At 44.2% G+C, this 16,504-nt stretch carries 18 protein-coding genes; 8 read left to right on the top strand and 10 right to left on the bottom strand.

Annotated elements, in window-relative coordinates; translation table 11 throughout:
- Positions 1 to 181 precede the first annotated feature (181 nt).
- A complete protein-coding gene (locus UR08_RS07980) occupies positions 182 to 1,069 on the top strand; it encodes an aldo/keto reductase (RefSeq protein ID WP_115753135.1) in 888 nt (295 codons plus the stop codon).
- A 22-nt stretch (positions 1,070 to 1,091) separates the two neighbouring features.
- On the opposite strand, the gene UR08_RS07975 is transcribed toward UR08_RS07980, so the two are convergent.
- The 4 genes from UR08_RS07975 to UR08_RS07960 form a co-directional block, all read right to left on the bottom strand.
- On the bottom strand, positions 1,092 to 1,970 hold the full coding sequence (locus UR08_RS07975) for an RluA family pseudouridine synthase (protein ID WP_115753134.1): 879 nt from the start codon (positions 1,968 to 1,970) through the stop codon (positions 1,092 to 1,094).
- Positions 1,971 to 2,033: 63 nt separating this feature from the next.
- The gene (locus UR08_RS07970) at positions 2,034 to 3,371 is read right to left on the bottom strand and encodes a hemolysin family protein (protein WP_115753133.1); all 1,338 of its coding nucleotides are present in this window, start codon (positions 3,369 to 3,371) and stop codon (positions 2,034 to 2,036) included.
- Between the two features lie 241 nt (positions 3,372 to 3,612).
- A complete protein-coding gene (locus tag UR08_RS07965; RefSeq protein ID WP_115753132.1) occupies positions 3,613 to 4,485 on the bottom strand; it encodes a cation diffusion facilitator family transporter in 873 nt (290 codons plus the stop codon).
- A 53-nt stretch (positions 4,486 to 4,538) separates the two neighbouring features.
- Positions 4,539 to 4,964, bottom strand: coding sequence for an arsenate-mycothiol transferase ArsC (locus tag UR08_RS07960; protein WP_115753131.1), 426 nt, complete (start codon positions 4,962 to 4,964; stop codon positions 4,539 to 4,541).
- 253 nt (positions 4,965 to 5,217) lie between these two features.
- Between UR08_RS07960 and UR08_RS07955 the strand changes: the two genes are divergently transcribed.
- From UR08_RS07955 to UR08_RS07940, 4 genes are all read left to right on the top strand, one after another.
- Positions 5,218 to 7,359 (top strand): PBP1A family penicillin-binding protein, encoded by a 2,142-nt coding sequence (locus UR08_RS07955; protein ID WP_115753130.1) that lies wholly within the window; start codon positions 5,218 to 5,220, stop codon positions 7,357 to 7,359.
- Positions 7,360 to 7,471: 112 nt separating this feature from the next.
- On the top strand, positions 7,472 to 7,669 hold the full coding sequence (locus UR08_RS07950; protein WP_115753129.1) for a PLDc N-terminal domain-containing protein: 198 nt from the start codon (positions 7,472 to 7,474) through the stop codon (positions 7,667 to 7,669).
- The gene (locus tag UR08_RS07945) at positions 7,666 to 8,571 is read left to right on the top strand and encodes an ABC transporter ATP-binding protein (RefSeq protein ID WP_115753128.1); all 906 of its coding nucleotides are present in this window, start codon (positions 7,666 to 7,668) and stop codon (positions 8,569 to 8,571) included. The genes UR08_RS07950 and UR08_RS07945 overlap by 4 nt, the downstream gene beginning before the upstream one ends.
- Positions 8,568 to 9,065 carry an ABC transporter permease subunit gene (locus UR08_RS07940; RefSeq protein ID WP_115753127.1) on the top strand — a complete coding sequence of 166 codons (498 nt, stop codon included), beginning with the start codon at positions 8,568 to 8,570 and terminating at the stop codon, positions 9,063 to 9,065. The genes UR08_RS07945 and UR08_RS07940 overlap by 4 nt, the downstream gene beginning before the upstream one ends.
- Before the next feature lie 22 nt (positions 9,066 to 9,087).
- Here the strand turns inward: UR08_RS07940 and UR08_RS07935 are convergent, their stop codons facing one another.
- The 5 genes from UR08_RS07935 to UR08_RS07915 all read right to left on the bottom strand — a co-directional run bounded on the left by UR08_RS07935 (position 9,088) and on the right by UR08_RS07915 (position 12,946).
- Positions 9,088 to 10,845: a recombinase family protein gene (locus UR08_RS07935; RefSeq protein WP_240616057.1), complete on the bottom strand. Its 1,758-nt coding sequence runs from the start codon at positions 10,843 to 10,845 to the stop codon at positions 9,088 to 9,090.
- The gene (locus tag UR08_RS07930) at positions 10,842 to 11,267 is read right to left on the bottom strand and encodes a recombinase family protein (protein ID WP_115753126.1); all 426 of its coding nucleotides are present in this window, start codon (positions 11,265 to 11,267) and stop codon (positions 10,842 to 10,844) included. Before UR08_RS07930 ends, UR08_RS07935 begins: the two co-directional genes overlap by 4 nt.
- Before the next feature lie 165 nt (positions 11,268 to 11,432).
- A complete protein-coding gene (locus UR08_RS07925; protein ID WP_115753125.1) occupies positions 11,433 to 11,606 on the bottom strand; it encodes a transposon-encoded TnpW family protein in 174 nt (57 codons plus the stop codon).
- 478 nt (positions 11,607 to 12,084) lie between these two features.
- On the bottom strand, positions 12,085 to 12,312 hold the full coding sequence (locus UR08_RS07920; protein WP_115753124.1) for a helix-turn-helix domain-containing protein: 228 nt from the start codon (positions 12,310 to 12,312) through the stop codon (positions 12,085 to 12,087).
- Positions 12,305 to 12,946 (bottom strand): RNA polymerase sigma factor, encoded by a 642-nt coding sequence (locus UR08_RS07915; RefSeq protein WP_165849967.1) that lies wholly within the window; start codon positions 12,944 to 12,946, stop codon positions 12,305 to 12,307. The genes UR08_RS07920 and UR08_RS07915 overlap by 8 nt, the downstream gene beginning before the upstream one ends.
- A gap of 513 nt (positions 12,947 to 13,459) precedes the next feature.
- Between UR08_RS07915 and UR08_RS07910 the strand changes: the two genes are divergently transcribed.
- Genes UR08_RS07910 through srtB form a run of 3 tightly spaced genes read left to right on the top strand, consistent with a single transcriptional unit; the run spans position 13,460 to position 15,936 of the window.
- Positions 13,460 to 13,816: a plasmid mobilization protein gene (locus tag UR08_RS07910; RefSeq protein WP_115753122.1), complete on the top strand. Its 357-nt coding sequence runs from the start codon at positions 13,460 to 13,462 to the stop codon at positions 13,814 to 13,816.
- On the top strand, positions 13,777 to 15,144 hold the full coding sequence (locus tag UR08_RS07905; protein WP_115753121.1) for a relaxase/mobilization nuclease domain-containing protein: 1,368 nt from the start codon (positions 13,777 to 13,779) through the stop codon (positions 15,142 to 15,144). The genes UR08_RS07910 and UR08_RS07905 overlap by 40 nt, the downstream gene beginning before the upstream one ends.
- A gap of 9 nt (positions 15,145 to 15,153) precedes the next feature.
- Entirely contained in the window at positions 15,154 to 15,936 is a 783-nt protein-coding gene (srtB, locus tag UR08_RS07900; protein WP_115753120.1) for a class B sortase, read from the top strand.
- Positions 15,937 to 15,966: 30 nt separating this feature from the next.
- Here the strand turns inward: srtB and UR08_RS07895 are convergent, their stop codons facing one another.
- On the bottom strand, positions 15,967 to 16,455 hold the full coding sequence (locus UR08_RS07895) for an MGMT family protein (protein WP_115753119.1): 489 nt from the start codon (positions 16,453 to 16,455) through the stop codon (positions 15,967 to 15,969).
- Positions 16,456 to 16,504: the final 49 nt, after the last annotated feature.

The raw sequence follows: 16,504 nt of genomic DNA, 5'->3' as shown, positions 1-16,504 counted from the left end.
AACTTTTTTTGGGTTAAAATAAGGCGGGAAAAGACTGCAATCGCTTACAATGGGTTGAATAGAGCAACATCTATTTTTTTTGTTATGAAAAAATAACTTATTATTAGGAAGAAAAGCGGAAATTCGGTATACTGGGAATAGAACTTTCTGAACAGGAAAGCGGTTTAAAGGAGGCTTTCAGATGGTAAAAACCGTACATGATAAGTACCGGCTCCAAAATGGAAGTGAGATTCCTTATATTGGGCTTGGAATTTTTCAAATGAGTGAAGAAAAGTATATTACTCAAGCTGTTGTGGAAGCGATTAATGCAGGCTATCGCTTGTTTGATACAGCAGCTGTTTATAATAATGAACATGAAGTTGGTGAAGCGATTCGCGCGGGCGGCGTTTCGCGAGATGAACTTTTTATCAGCTCGAAAATTTGGAATGGGGATCAAGGCTACGATGAAACCCTATTTGCCTTCGAGCGGACGCTCAAAAATTTAAACTTGAGCGAACTTGATTTGTACTTAATTCACTGGCCACTTGCAGGAAAGTATCGAGATACTTGGCGTGCGATGGAGCGACTTTATGCCGAGGGAGCGGTGAAAGCAATTGGTGTAGCGAACTTTAAAGAACATCACCTAGAAGACCTTTTGGCTGTTGCGAATGAACTGCCAGTCCTGAACCAAGTAGAAACGCATCCGCTTCTCCCGCAAAATGAACTGCGCGCATTCCTGAAAAAATACGGGATTGCACATGCTGCTTGGTCGCCACTTGCGAAGGGAACGCTCATGCAAAATCCAGTGATCCAAGATATTGCGAAAAAGCACGGGGCACAAGTTGATCAAGTTATTCTGCAATGGCATTTGCTTCGAGATACCATCATCATTCCAAAGTCGATTGCTTCCTCACGAATCAAGGAGAATTCGAAGTTGGCATACTTTGAACTCGACAGCGAGGATTTGTATAAGATCAGCAAATTGGAGACTGGGAAATATGTAGGACCTGATCCAGATGATTTAGCTTACTTTCTTGAAAGTATGGAGCGCGAAGAAGAGCAACTTCGAACTGCTCGTGAAAATGGTTGATAAAAAGAACTGCCAAACGGTGTCAGGCTTCGTTTGGCGGTTCTTTTTTGATTGTAAAATCACTTGGCGGCTCTTTTTTTACGACTAACGTTTGATTTAAAAACGGATGGAAAAATTCGAGCTCTTCGGCATGTAGCAAAGTACGCTTCGCAAGTTTCGCGCCACCGTATAAATGATCGCCAATGATTGGGTGACCGATGCTTTTTAAATGAACACGAATTTGGTGAGTCCGCCCAGTTTCAAGCTTCAATCGAACAAGGCTGGTGTCATTCGGATAGGTTTCGAGCCGTTCAAGATGTGTTATCGCGTTTTTTCCACTGGCACTAATGCGCATTTTGTTCGGATGATGGCGGTCGGTGCCAATCGGCTCTTGGATGGTAAGGGTTTCCGGGGTTTTGCCACTAACAAGTGCGAGATAGGTCCGGTGGATGTTGCGGGCTTCAAGTTGCCAAGAAAAAGCAGCGAGGCTCAAGGGATTCTTGGCAAATAAAACGAGCCCCGACGTTTCTTGGTCAAGCCTGTGCACTGCAAACGGGGAAGACGTGGGATCATGCTTTAAATAGGCTGCCGCAAAATTTGCGAGCGTCCCGGTTTCGTTCGGGCTGTTTGGGTGCGTTTTGACGCCAGCGGGTTTATTTAAAACGAGAATAAAATCGTCTTCGTATGAAACCTCAAGTGGGCCTGACTCAATTTTTGCGGCATTCTCTTTCTGGAGCGGGACTGTTAAAATTTGTCCGGCGGAAAGCTTCCCTTCCCAGTTAGGCTTATCTGAGCCATCCAGTGTGAACTCAGGGGACATCCGAAGTTCATGACGCGCTTTTTTTCCTAAATGAAAAGTATCTCGAAACAGCTCGGTTAGCGTTTGATTTCTCCATTCAGGGAGAACAGTGATTTTCAGCATTTTTCTTAGCCTCCTTGGCAGCAAAAAGCTGGAACTTTCTGCAAAGCTCCAGCTTTAACCTTTTTAATCGTCATCTTGATCATCATCTTGATCTGGTTCAGGTTTGTCCATTTTGATGATCTCAAGGTATTCAATGTGATGTGGTTCGGCTTCTTTAACGCGGAAGATATAGCCGCCGTATTCGATTTCATCGCCGACTTCCACTTCGTAATTTTGCGTTAGGAACCAACCGCCGATCGTATCAACTTCCTCTTCTTCAATGTCCGTTCCGAGAATGTTGTTCACTTCATCAATTAAAAGCTTGGCATCGACAATATAATGCCCATCTTTAATGCGGCGGATTTCAGGGATTTCATCTGCATCGAATTCGTCTCGAATGTCGCCAACGATTTCTTCAATGATGTCTTCAACAGTTACGAGTCCAGAGGTGCCACCGTATTCATCAAGCAAGATCGCGATGTGCGAACGTTCTTTTTGCATCCGGAATAAAAGCTCTTTGATCGGAATGGTTTCAATCACGCGAATAATCGGTTTGACATAAGGATCGATATTGAATTTTTTATCGGAACCATGTTCTACGTAAGCCGATAAGATTTCTTTTAAGTTTAAAACACCGATAATGTGATCTTTATCCCCATCAATCACGGGATAACGCGTATAACGCTCGGTTTTCATAATATCGGATAGATCAGAAATATTCGACCCGGCATCAATCGTGACGATTTCTGTTCGCGGGATCATGACTTCTTTTGCCATTCGTTCGTCAAAATCAAATATTTTATTTACGTAGCGGAATTCAGATTGGTTGATTTCGCCGCTTTTGTAGCTTTCTCCAACGATAATACGCAATTCTTCTTCTGTGTGTGCAACTTCATGCTCATTCGCGGGTTCTAGTCCAAATGCCTTTGAAATAAGAACGGAAGATTCGTTTAATAACCAGATAAATGGGAACATGATTTTATAGAAATAATGAAGTGGTCTCGCAACCGTAAGTGCGACAGCTTCTGTTTTATCAATCGCAAGCGTTTTTGGAACAAGTTCCCCGACAACAACGTGCAAGAATGTGATAATGATGAAAGCAATCACAAAAGAAAGCAATGTAACAACCGAACTCGGCACATGTAAGAGATCAAAAAGTGGATGTAAAGCAGCTTCAACAGTGGATTCCCCAAGCCAACCTAATCCAAGTGAACTGATCGTAATTCCAAGCTGACAGGCTGATAAGTAAGCATTTAGATGGTTATAGATATAGCGAGCTAAGTTTGCTCGTTTACTTCCTTCCGCTATCAACTGATCAAGTCGGCTTGGTCGCATTTTAACAATCGCGAATTCAGTCGCTACAAAAAAAGCCGAAACGCCGATCAAAAGTGCGATGATTAAAAATTTAATGGTAAGTATCAATCGTAGGTCATTTATAGAAAAATTCTATAAATGACTGCCACCTCCTAGGTAATGTTAATTTTTAGAAAGGAGTAGGCTATCTGGCTGAGAGGAGAAAATTCTCAAAGCGAAGCGCCTACTGGATAAATAATGAATTAAATTTAAAATTAGTTGCACTGCCCCATTCGAAAATCCCCTCCTTCTCCGAAATGGTAAAGTTATCTAAATTATAATGGAGAATGAAAAAGAACACAATAATCTTCTACTTTTCAAAAAAGGGTTCAATGTGAACAAGCGTATAAGCTGTTGGAAACTTAGAGCGAATGGCTTGTTCAATTTGTTCCGTTATTTCGTGGCTGCGAACAACATTTAAATCAGGATCAACAGCGACGGTTAAATCAATCCAAATGCGGTTTCCGTTGAAGCGAGCTTTGATATCTTTAATTTCTTTCACATCTGCTACGTCGCGAACAAGATCATGGATGGTTTCAAGTTTCGAGACATCAAAACCGTCTGTTAAACTGTGAGCGGCGTCGAAGAAAATTTTAACTGCGGTATAACCGATCAAGATACCAACGAGGAGTGCTGTTACCGCATCAACCCAAGGCAGACCAAATAGTGCAAAAATAATACCGATAAAAGCGCCAAAGCTTACCAAAGCATCGGAGCGGTTATCCAGTGCGGCAGCTTTTACTGCTTGGCTCTCGATTTTTTTCGCAAGACGAATGTTATAAAGGTAAATGCCAAACATGAAAATGCCGGAGAAAAAAGCAACAATGGCTGTTAAAGTATTGGGTGCAGCAAAATTTCCTTTAAATAAGTTAGATATGGAATTAAAAATAACTTCGAGACCGACGAGTAGCATAATGAAAGAAGCGACAAGTGAACTGATCGTTTCGGTTCTGCGATGCCCGTAAGCATGATCAGCATCAGGCGGGATGCGTGATATTCGTAGTCCAATCAGTAAGGCAACAGAAGCGATAACATCCGTAGTATTATTTAGTCCGTCGGCGAAAAGAGCATCAGAGTGTCCGATTAGTCCAACGATAACTTTGATCGCAGCTAAGAAAAGGTAGGCTAAAATACTCAATAAAGCTGCTTTTTCTCCTTTTTTAATATCTTGATAGCCTTCCAATTTAAACGCCCTCCATTACAAAAATCTCCCCGAAATGTTTCGGAGAGACAAATTTAAACTTCAATAAACTGTTTCTTTAAACTCTTAACAAGAACGGCAATTTGTTCGCAAATTTCCTGATATATCGCCCATTTTGAATGAGTGCTCTTAGCATGCTCTGGATCTTTGATATCCCAGTAGACAACTTTTTTCTGGAGTGCTTCTGGATAGTGCGGCGCGATTTCATAAGTGGAGTCATAAATTGTGATGATTAAATCGGCTTTTGCCAGAAGTTTTTGACTAGGTACATAAGACAAACTACTCGGAGTATCGATTGCAAACTCTTGAAGCGCTTCAGACACAAAATGTGTTTTGCGAGCCTTAAGCCAAGAACCGCTGATGAAGGTCACATCAGGAAGTTTGAGTTTCTTCGCCCACGCTTCCGCGATCAAGCTGCGAATATGCGATTGTGACAAGAAATAAATCAATTTTTTTGGCATTTTTAATTCCTTTCCGTGTTGTCTTTGTGCAGGTCTTTCTAAAAAGTCCCTCTGTCCATACTTGTTGTCTACCCAGTTTCGTTTTTGGGGAAACATCTTTTTTATTTTCAGCTATTTTGGCATAGGCAAATGGGAAGAGAAAAAAATAAGGCTTAGGGCGGTAGAAAAAATTCTTCGTTTAGCGTAAAATAGTCGTAGTTCAATGTGCGATTTATGACAAGAACTAAATTCAAAGGAAAGTTAGGAGATAAGTTTGGAAAATTTTAAACAGCTGATTTTAAAATCAATCAAACAATTTTTCAGCTTTATCTGGAAATGGCTTAAGATTTTTTGGAATAAATTACGCCGCTTTATGAAAAATAAACACGTGATTAAATGGATTATTTTATTTGTACTACTTGCGATTCTAGGATTTATTATTTATTTAACGGTTGTAGCCAAATCTGCAGATATTGATGCGCTTAAAAAAGGTCTTGAAACAGCGACTGTCGTCTATGACAAAGATGGCGACAAGGCAGGGGAGCTTTCGTCAACGGATGCAACTTTTGTCAAAATTGATAAGATATCCAAAAACGTGCAAAATGCAGTGGTATCTGTCGAGGACCGAAAGTTTTATGAGCATAATGGCTTTGACTTAAAAGGAATTTTCCGGTCGGCGTTTGGTATAGTTAAAACTGGTGGTATCACTGGTGGTGGTAGTACGATCACACAGCAACTTGCGAAAAATGCGCTCCTCAGTCAAGAACAAACGTTTACGCGGAAAGCGAAAGAATTATTTATGGCGCGTGAAATTGAGCGGACGTATTCCAAGGATGAAATCTTGGAGATGTACTTAAACCGTTCTTATTTTGGTAACGGTGAATGGGGCGTTGAAAATGCTTCGAAAAAATATTTTGGAAAAAAAGCTTCCGAGCTTACAGTTCCTGAAGCGGCAATGATTGCTGGGTTACTTCAGGCGCCTAGTGCTTATGATCCGTACAAACATTTAGAACGAGCAACTGAGAGACGGAATGTTGTTTTAAAAACCATGCTTGAAAATAAAAAAATTAGTAAAAGTGAATATAATACGTATCGGAATACTAAAGTGGCGCTAAACAATAAAGCGTCCGATCCGCTTGCTAACAAATATCCGTGGTATGTGGATGCTGTCATTAACGAGGCCGTGAATAAAGCGGATGTTTCACAAGATGAGATTATGCGTAAAGGTTATAAAATTTATACAGAGCTCGATCAAAACTACCAAACTTCACTAGAAAGCATCTATGACAATAATTACAATTTCCCACAAAGTGCGAGTGACGGAACACTGGTTCAGTCTGGAGCAGTATTAATGGATCCAGCAACAGGAGGCATTCGAGCTTTGATCGGCGGTCGCGGGGAGCATACTTTCCGTGGCTTCAACCGAGCAACACAAATGCGCGCTCAACCTGGTTCGACAATGAAACCTCTTGCAGCTTATGTGCCAGCTCTTGAAAAAGGCTGGGATGTCGATACCATGCTGAAAGATGAAAAGAAAACCTATAAAGGAAACTATACGCCGACAAATGTGAGCGGCACGTATCAAGGTGAAGTTCCGATGTACAAGGCGGTGGCGCAGTCGATTAATGCACCAGCCGTTTGGACTTTGAATGAAATTGGCATTAAGCGTGGCATGAAGTCTGTGGAACGATTTGGAATTCCACTTGAAGAAAGCGATGATACGCTTGGACTTGCACTTGGTGGACTTAGCAAAGGGGCAACACCAGTTGAAATGGCCGCAGCTTATGCGACGTTTGCCAATAAAGGTGTAAAACCGAAGGAAGGCTATGTCATCAGCAAAATTGTCGATCCATCTGGAAATACGATTTATGAACATGAGCCTGAAACAAAGCGAATTATTTCAGAAGATGTATCCGATGAAATGACTTCAATGCTACTTGACGTTGTAAACAATGGAACTGGACAAAATGCGGCTGTAGCTGGCTATGAAATGGCTGGTAAAACAGGGTCGACACAGGTACCATTCAATGATAAGAGTGGAACGAAAGATCAGTGGTTTGTAGGTTATACGCCTAATCTTGTTGGAGCTGTTTGGATGGGCTATGATAAAACGGATGAAAATCATTATTTGAAAACGAATAGTTCAAGCGGTGTGGCAAACTTGGCACACTATGTCATGAAGAGTGGACTGAGATATTTGAAACCAGAAGACTTTGCTACGAAGAGTGCTGCCCAGATAACTCAGAAGAAAAAAGCAGATGAAGCGAAAAAAGAAGAAGAAAGCGATAATTTCTGGGATTCGGTGAAAGATAAGGCTAGCGAAGCTGGAGAAACGATCAAAAAAGGTGCTGGTAAAGTGAAGGAATTTGGTGGTAAAGTGACAGATGAAATCAGCGGCTGGCTTGGTGGAAATTAGTTTTAAGAGAAGCATATGACGAACAGTCATATGCTTTTTTCTAGCAGTAGTTGACAATCAGAAGTTTACTGTTATACAATGTGTATAACAGTAAATAAGGGAGGAACTGTGGATGGAAATTTTTGGAATTGATTTAATGTTATTGCTACCGATTTTTATTTTATATTTAATTTTGCTCGTTACTGCACTTGTTGACCTTATTCGCCACTGGCAGGTGAGGAAAGCACCGATTGTTTGGCTTGTTGTGATTCTTGCTGTCAGCTCGTTTGGCCCGATTGTTTACTTTATTTTTGGAAGGAAAGAACTATGACATCTCTTAAAATTTATCAATTATCAAAACAATTTGAAAACAAAAAAGCGGTTTCGGATGTATCATTTTCTGTTCAAGATGGGGAGTGCTTAGCATTAATTGGCCCGAATGGCGCTGGGAAAACAACGCTAATCAATATGCTCGTGCAAATTTTAAAACCGGATCAAGGATCGATTTTACTGGATGGGGAAAAAATGAGCGGAGCGCGTGAGAAAATAGGATTCCTGCCGCAGTATCCGGCTTTTTATGGCTATATGACGGCGGTTGAGACGCTTCGGTTTATGGGAAGGCTTTCTAAAATGAGCGGAAAAGAGCTTGAGATGCGTATTGATGAGGTGCTCCAGCAAGTGGGGCTGAGCGAGGAAGGTAAGAAAAGGGTAAGTGGCTTTTCAGGGGGAATGCGGCAACGGTTAGGGATCGCCCAAGCCATTTTGCATAAGCCTAAACTGCTGGTTCTTGATGAGCCGGTTTCTGCTCTTGATCCTATTGGTAGGCGAGAAGTGATCACGCTCATTGAAGAATTGAAAAAGGAGACGACTATTCTTTTTTCGACGCATATTTTGCAAGATGCTGAGGAAATTTGTGACCATATTACGATGATGAGTCGTGGTGAAATCGTGCTCGACAAGCCGCTTTCTGAAATCAAAAAGGAAGCGAGTACGTCTGTTTTTGAAGTGGAGTTTGCTTGTTTCCCGGAACAGTGGTTTGAAGAAATAAGAAAAAGTGATCGCTGGATTCGGACAGAGCGGATTGGGACGATTTGCCGCTTTGAAGCGAAGAACCGCCATATTGACGGAGAATGGCTGTTTAATGAGGCAGGAAACGCGGGATTGGAAATTCAGCGATTTGAGAATATCCACGAAAGTCTGGAACAAATTTTCATGAAGAAGGTGAGCGAATGAAAGCACTACTAGCGAAGGAATGGCTTGAGAAAAAGCGGAATTTGAAATGGATTTGGTTGCCGGTTATTTTTGCTATTCTTGGTTTGACACAGCCGCTCATGGTGAAATTTTTGCCAGAAATTTTGAAAGCCGTTAGTGGAATTGAAAATTCAGATGCGCTGTTACAAATGATGGGGACACAAACTTCGGTAAGCATTCTCGGACAAACTTTAGCTTCACAGTTTGACCAAATGGGCATCATTATTTTTGCAGTTGCTACGATGGGATGTATTTCAGCAGACCGGTCGAGTGGCATGCTTGCTTTCATGATGACAAAGCCTCTGCGGGTTTCAAGTTATTTGAGCGCGAAGTGGATCAGTGAAGGGCTAACGGCTTTCTGCGCGCTTTTGATTGGCTATTTGTTTTCCGTTTATTATACGGTCGCATTGTTTGGAAAAGTGGAATGGGAACGCATTAGGCCCCCCCTGATAAGAATGTTTCCGTATGTTCTTTGAAAAGGGTGTGAATTGGCAATCATCACGCGGATTTCGCGGTGGTGGTTGCCTTTTCATTTTGCTTTGTGGCCCTCTGTGTCTTAGGTATTTCCAGTTGGCCGATAATGCCGATAAAGTTATAATGAATGTCGATTTGCTGTGTAGTCTTTTTCTTCGCGTATTTCTTGTCCCGCTTGTGAACATCAATGCGGTCAATTAGCTCATTCATGATTTCCGGGGTGAGCTTTTTGATTTTGGTGTACTTTTTAACCGTAGCCAGAAATTTATCCACATTGATGGTCTTGCGCTCCTGTTCCTCAATTATCTGAGTCAGCTCGTCGCAATCTGCCTGCAATAGCCGCTGTTCACTTTCAAAGTCAGCGCAAAGAGCAATAAACCGGTCTTGGTTAAGCTGGCCGAGAACAGTGTCCTCATACAGCTTTTTGATGATCTGGTCTAGCTCTGCCACGCGCTTGGACTTCTGTTCCAACAGTTTCTTACACAGGGCCAGTTCTTGTGTGTTCTGGACTTCGGCACGTTTTCTTACTATCTCCACAAAAGCGTCCTCATAGTCCTTTATGTAGGCCATGACACGCTTCATGTCGGCCAAAACGATTTCTTCCAGAACAACCAGCCTAATAAAATGCAGGTCGTCACAGTCATTCGCCTTGTGCTTGGTGGACTTGTTTCGCGCACTGGAACAAACATAGTTCTCTTGCTCCGGCTTCAGGCTCTTGGCGGCACAGAAGTACATTTTACTGCCACAGTCTGCACAGTGGGCAATGCCTGAAAATAAACCAATTTTGCCCGTAGCCGTGGGGCGACGCTTGCCAGCCCGGATTTGTTGTACCTTATCGAATGTTTCTTGTTCAATAATGGCAGGATGGGTATTATAAAACCATTTCCATTTTTCAGGTGGGTTTTTCAGGGTCTTTTTGCTCTTGTAGGATTTCTTGTAGGTTTTGAAGTTTACGGTATGCCCCAAATACTCATGGCGTTCCAGCATATCAGCAATCGTGGAGCTGTCCCAGCCATAGGGGTCTTTTGGGGGCCTAGACGGTGTTTTCACACCGTTCAAACTCCAATGAACAGAAGGCACATTTACCTTTTCTGCCAGCAACCTCTTAGCAATCTGTGTCGGCCCCATACCAGCAATACAATAACGGAAAATGGTCTTAACTACCTCTGCGGCTACCGGATCAATAATCCACTCTTTTGGGTTCTCCGGGTTTTTCATGTAGCCATACGGTGCATTGGTACACAGCTTTTCGCCAGCATTTCCTTTAATGCGGTTTACGGCAAGGATTTTTCGGGACGTGTCTCTGGCATACCACTCATTAAACAGGTTTTTGAGGTCAATCATATCGCTTGCGCCGCCCTCGGCTCTGGTACTGTCGTAGCCTTCTGTAATAGCCAGTAGGCGCACATCCAGCTCGTCGAACAGCACATGGGTGTAATACCCGATTTGCAGGTGATCCCTGCCGAAGCGCGACATATCTTTGACAACTACCGTCTTAACCTTACCTGCTTCAACCTCGGCAATCATTTTCTTAAAGCCGGGGCGGTCAAAAGTGGTGCCGGATATTCCGTCGTCCATGTAGAAAATACAGTTGGTTAAACCATGCTCAACGGCGTACTTACCTAATATCTTCTTCTGGTTCAGTATGCTGTTGCTTTCGCCCTCCAGCATATCTTCTTGTGATAACCGGCCATACAGGGCGGTGATTTCGGTCATCTTATCTGTGTTTACTTCCGTATACTCTGGAATAGTGATTTCGTTCTTAACATTCTTCTTGCTCACTGTACGTCGCCCCCTTCCTGTTTTGCAACAAGGGCGGCGAGAGTGTCATGCAAAGGTAGAAATGTATTCACATACTCCGCAGAATTTATACCGTCTCTTACAAAGATGAAGTCAACACCATCATTCTGGTACAGTTCTTCAATAACCTTGCCGGTGGTATAATAGTCTCTGCCTATACGGTCTATGCTTGTGGTGATAACCGTTTTCACCGGGCCGTTGGCTGTATCAGCAAGTAGCTTTTTCCAGCCGGGCCGGTTGAAGTTCAGGCCACTAAAACCATCATCCACATAAATTTCTGTGGTGGTTAGGCCATGCTTTTCACAATAGCTGTCCAGTAAAAGTTTCTGGTTGAATATTGCCGTTTCGTCCTGCCTTGCCGTGCGGTAATAGCGGACTACCTCATTGTTCGACTGCTTAAACATAAATCCTCCTTCCGGCAGTCAAACAATATCATGTTGTGATACCTATATTATACTTCATAATAGGCCATAACACAACATAAAAACCAGCATTTTATGCAGGTGCATAGACGAAAAACACCTGCAATGCTGGCCGGAAGATTGTATATGCTGACTGCGGCAAATGGTTCAATAGGAAGCCTGTTTGTCGGCGTTCCTGTTATCGTTTTCAAGTAGCCGCACCACCTTGTCAACCAGCCCGTCTTTGGCGTCTGCCTTGAAGCTGGAAGATACTATATATGTGGTGCCGCCGATTTTATGTTCAGCAACACAAGGTTGCGTCAAAGGATTTTCTTTCTCCATAAAAATCCTCCTTCTTTGTTTATGCGTTCGCTCACAATCGGAAGGCCCTTTGTCATTGGCTCCACGGGAATTTCACCCCGGTGGGTTCTCCACCACCGCCCCGGATGCTTGCGACGGCTCACCGTCATAAAATATGGCTGACTGTCTATGACGGCTTCAACGCTCGAACTACCGCTGGGCAGGTGTCTCATTATGGGGTAGTCTAGTCACAGCCCACAGGCCGACAATGCCTGTGTTGCGTCTGGGTGGTGTTCGCTCGATCCTGCGGACGTCGTGGCGCACCCGGACGCTGTAGCTCATAGACTACCTTTCGTTTCCGAATTGTGTGTATGAGGACGGAAGCGTCCTTTTTTTCAAGATGCAATCGTCTATCAGCCCGCAAAAGCGCATTGCAGTTTTTGGCCGCAATGCGCTTTTGCGGAATGATAGCAAGTGGGAAGCGGAAAAGGGTAAATATGCTTCCCAGCAAACCTAGCGTTTACCGAAACTCAAAATCAAGTATCATTTCGATAAGAGCCATTTCCATGCTGTGCCGAATATCAGGGTCAACCATTCTGGTGACGCTTCCATCAGGCCGGTAGACACTGACCTCGGCCCGGCTAACAATAAAGCCTTCAAAGTAGTTTATAATGTGGGCGATTGCGAGGGCGTCGCCTTGTTTCACGGCCACAAGTATAGGAAATGGTATGTGGCGTTTATCATTCATAGGCTTCGTCCTCCTTTATCAACCGTTCCAGCATTTTCAGTGCGGCAAGCCGCTGGTGGCGAATTGTGTCGCCCTTAATTTTGAAAGTTTCACCGATTTGCCTGTCAGTCCAGCAGAGAAAATATTTCAAGAGGATGATGTTGCGCTGGTGTTCGGAAAGCTGGGCGAGGGCCTCGGCCAAAAGGCGGTCTTGCACAACAACCTCAAGGCCCATAACGTCAAACAAAACATCCGGGTTGAAGTACCGGTCAGTAGCTGAGAGTTGATTATTCTCGGCGTGTGATAACGCGCTAAAAGTCACTTCGCGGTCAGCTCTACGGCGTCGTTCCCGTCTGCCTGCTTTGGCGGTCAGCTCCAGCGTCTTTAATGCCTTCCTAACGAACTGGCGCATGTTACGATCTATGTATTCAGGGGATAGCTCCATCTTGTTCACCCCCCTTCGCTTTGAGCTTGTCCCTTTTCCGGCCATTCCTGACTTTGAAGGGGCATTTTCGGATAGCTGGGATGAACTTTTTTCTAAAAGATTTCTCCTTCCCCAAAAAGAAAAAGGGTGTTTTATATCCAGAAATGGACATAGAACACCCTTTGAAATTATTTCAATATGGTTTGCGTGAAGTGAAGTATAGCATTGCATGACGGCACCCTCCCCGAAGCCGCCAAAACAATGTAAAGGCGGCAATACAAACTGCCGCCTTTTGGACATAATTAATCGCCGCCCAGCTTGCAGTTTTTTTTTGAAACTGAAGCTCGGTGGTGCTGTACCGATTCAATTCAGAGATATTTGTAGCTTCCCCCTCCTAGCTGTTTTGTTTGGGTCGTCAACAAAAACTATATAAAGGTAAAAAGGCACTGGTAGCAGTCACTTTGCACCAGTGCCTTATGTATGCCCGTCCGTTATTTACTGTACTGGCACATAGAGCAAATTGTTATGTTTTCCTATCTTATTAAAACAAGCTCACCTAAATTGTTTTTGACATAGTTATCCGATTTTGTCCTTGATAGTTCAGTAATTAGTGGAGTAACAAGCATAGGAAGTGGCTATCCACGCGCCACCTTCCGAGATTGCCGCCCGGCCTGCTCCGCAGGCTGGGCTTCTGCAATCTTGCTTGATGGGGACACCCCATACCCCGTTGAAAGGAGTTGAAATATGCAAAGCAACACGCCCCCCAAAAAGCCGCCAAACCGCAAGCGGCCAATACAAAAAATCGTCCGATTTTCCCCCGACGAATGGAACTTCATTCAGGAGAAAGTAGAGCTGGCCGGGATGGACAACTACAGCGAGTACATAAGGGAAATGGCAATCAAGGGCTATGTGATTGAAATAGACCACACCGCCGTGAAAGAGCTGACACGCGAGGTTGGCTACATCAGCCGCAGTATCAACCAGATTGCCAAACGCATAAACACCACCCACACGGTTTACAAAGAGGACTTGGACGAAATAAAGGAGCTGATGGAAAAGGTATGGCGTGGACAGAGATCCATCCTATTAAGTCAACTCTAAGGAAAGCACTGGACTATATTTGCAATCCTGAAAAAACGGACGGCAAACTTCTCATTTCCTCCTTTGGCTGTGATCCCGAAACCGCAGACATAGAATTTCAGTTTACGCTAGACCAGAGCGTCGGCAAGAAAGGCAACAACCTTGCTCACCACCTGATACAATCCTTCGATTATGGCGAGACGACTCCAGAGGAAGCGCACCGCATTGGGCAGGAGCTATGCGACAGGCTTCTTGGCGGCAAGTATGAATATGTGCTGACAACGCACATAGACAAGGGCCACGTCCATAATCACATCATGTTTTGTGCCGCCAATTTTGTTGACCGCCACAAGTATGTGAGCAACAACAAAACCCGGTTTGGTATTCGCAAACTAAGCGATCAGCTTTGCCGTGAACATGGCCTTTCAGTTATCAAGGCCCAGCACTGGAAAACCCCAAACTTGGGCCAGAAGTATGGCGGCAAAGAGGGTCAGAGCAAGAAAGCAAAGCTGGCAAAGGCAATAGACCACTACATCACCATATCCAGAGATTTTGAGGATATGTTACAGCGCATGGAGCGCGACGGCTACGAGATAAAACGGGCAAAGTATATATCCTACAAGCCGCCCGGCGAGGGCCGGTTTATGGGCGGCGTGACGCTGGGCGCAGAGTACACCGACGAGCGTGTAAGTGAACGCATTGCCGGGCTTGCCAAAGCCCCACAGAAGAAAAGGCCGGTACAGCTCCATGACGACAATCGTATCAATCTAATCACCGACATAGAGAACAATGTAAAAGCGCAGGCCAGCCGTGGCTACAAACAGGCTGTGCAAATTGAAAACCTGAAACGGATGGCCCGGACAGTTAATTTCCTTACCGAAAACAACCTGTTACAGTACGAACAGCTACAGGCAAAAATCAGCGAAATTCAAACCCTGTTTGACGACACTACAGCCGAGCTAAAAGCTGTGGAAGGTCGGCTATCGGATATGGCCCTGCTTATTAAAAACGTCGAAAACTTCCGGCGCACCTATCCGGCCTACAAGAATTATAAGCAGGCCAGAAACAAACAAAAGGCATACGAGGAAAACGAAAGCGCAATCCTTATCCACACCGCCGCTAAAAAAGCATTGGCCGACATGGGCATTACCGGCAAGCTCCCCAGTGTGGCCGAGCTGAAAGAGCAGTATGCCGAAATGGAAAAGGAAAAGGCCGCGCTGTATAAGCAATACAATGGGCATAAAGTTCAGGTGAAAGAGTACGGCACCGTCAAAGCCAACATTGACGAAATATTAGGCCGCAGGCCAGAACAGGAAAAAGAGCAGGAAAAATCCAAAAAGCAAATATAGGGGGACAATATGAAACACGGAAAATCAATCATGTGGGGACTGGTGGCCCTGCTGTGCATGTGTGTGGTGCTGTACGCACTGTGCAGTATCTTCATGCAGTATCAGGAGTACAAGGCCGCTGGGGATGAATATGACGAGCTGGCCGAGCTTGCTCATAAAAATGGCGACGACGCGGCACCAGCCGCTAGTGAGCTGGAAGCCGACGCCGCCGCAGAGGGGGGCGACGCACCACCATACGAAAGCCCCATTGATTTTGACGCCCTGCACGAAATCAATCCTGCTATAGTGGGATGGATAGTTATTGAGGGAACCAACATAGACTATCCGATTGTGCAGGGCGAGGATAATAGTCATTATTTGAATTTTACTTACACCGGTGCGGCCAATTCATCTGGTGCCATCTTTATGGACTACAGAAATGCGGCTAACTTCACCGATCAGAACACCATCATTTACGGCCACAAAATGAACAACGCCACAATGTTCCATGACCTATCAGAGTATAAAAGCCAGAATTTCTTTGAAGCACACCCGGCCTTTATCATCTACACACCAGACAGTGAATATCGTTGTGAGGTTTTCGCGGCCTATGTGACGTCGCCGGTTAGCGAGACGTATGTGCTGGACTTCGACGGCGCGGCCAGCTTTGTGCAATACATGAACATAGCCATTGGCCGTTCCCTTATCCAAACTGGTACAATCCTCTACAGTACGGACAGGATTGTCACCCTCTCTACCTGCGACTACAGCTACGACAATGCCCGGATGGTGGTACATGCTGTGTTGCATTAAGGATAGGGAATTGCATATCCTTTTACTGTGCTATTTTAACTGCCGAATATCCACCAGTTTGTTTTCAAACCCATCAACGAAGTAACGAATATTCTTCTTCCCCTTTGAGATAATGATATGGCCCTCGGCTTCTAGTAACTCTTTTTGCTTTTCCTGTCCACCGGGGTACTTGGGATTGAGTTCACCACCTTTTTTCAATGTGCGCCAATATGGGGTTTTATCAGACGCCCGCTGTTCACTTGCCCATGCAACTATTGATACGAATATGCCAGCAGTTAGGGGATCGGTGAAATCAGCCCCATGTTGCTCGGCAAGATAATTGCGGATTAAATTAACAGTAATCAGTTTTCCATTTGAAATCTGACGCATAACTTTATCATATGCGATTGGTGGCGCAAGAAGCATTTTTGTGCCACCATATTTCACTATGGTTTTTTCATCTGTTATAATCTTGATTTTTGGCATATCCTTGCTATCGTGAAGCATAGCGTTAAAATCTTTTGTTTGCTCATTAGACATAATAATCCTCCTGTATTTTTGTGTGTACACTATCAAAAGTCCCTCGACG

Origin of the sequence: Listeria kieliensis, assembly GCF_003369925.1 — a bacterium.
Taxonomy (GTDB): domain Bacteria; phylum Bacillota; class Bacilli; order Lactobacillales; family Listeriaceae; genus Listeria; species Listeria kieliensis_A.
This window is presented reverse-complemented; position numbering and strand designations above follow the sequence as displayed.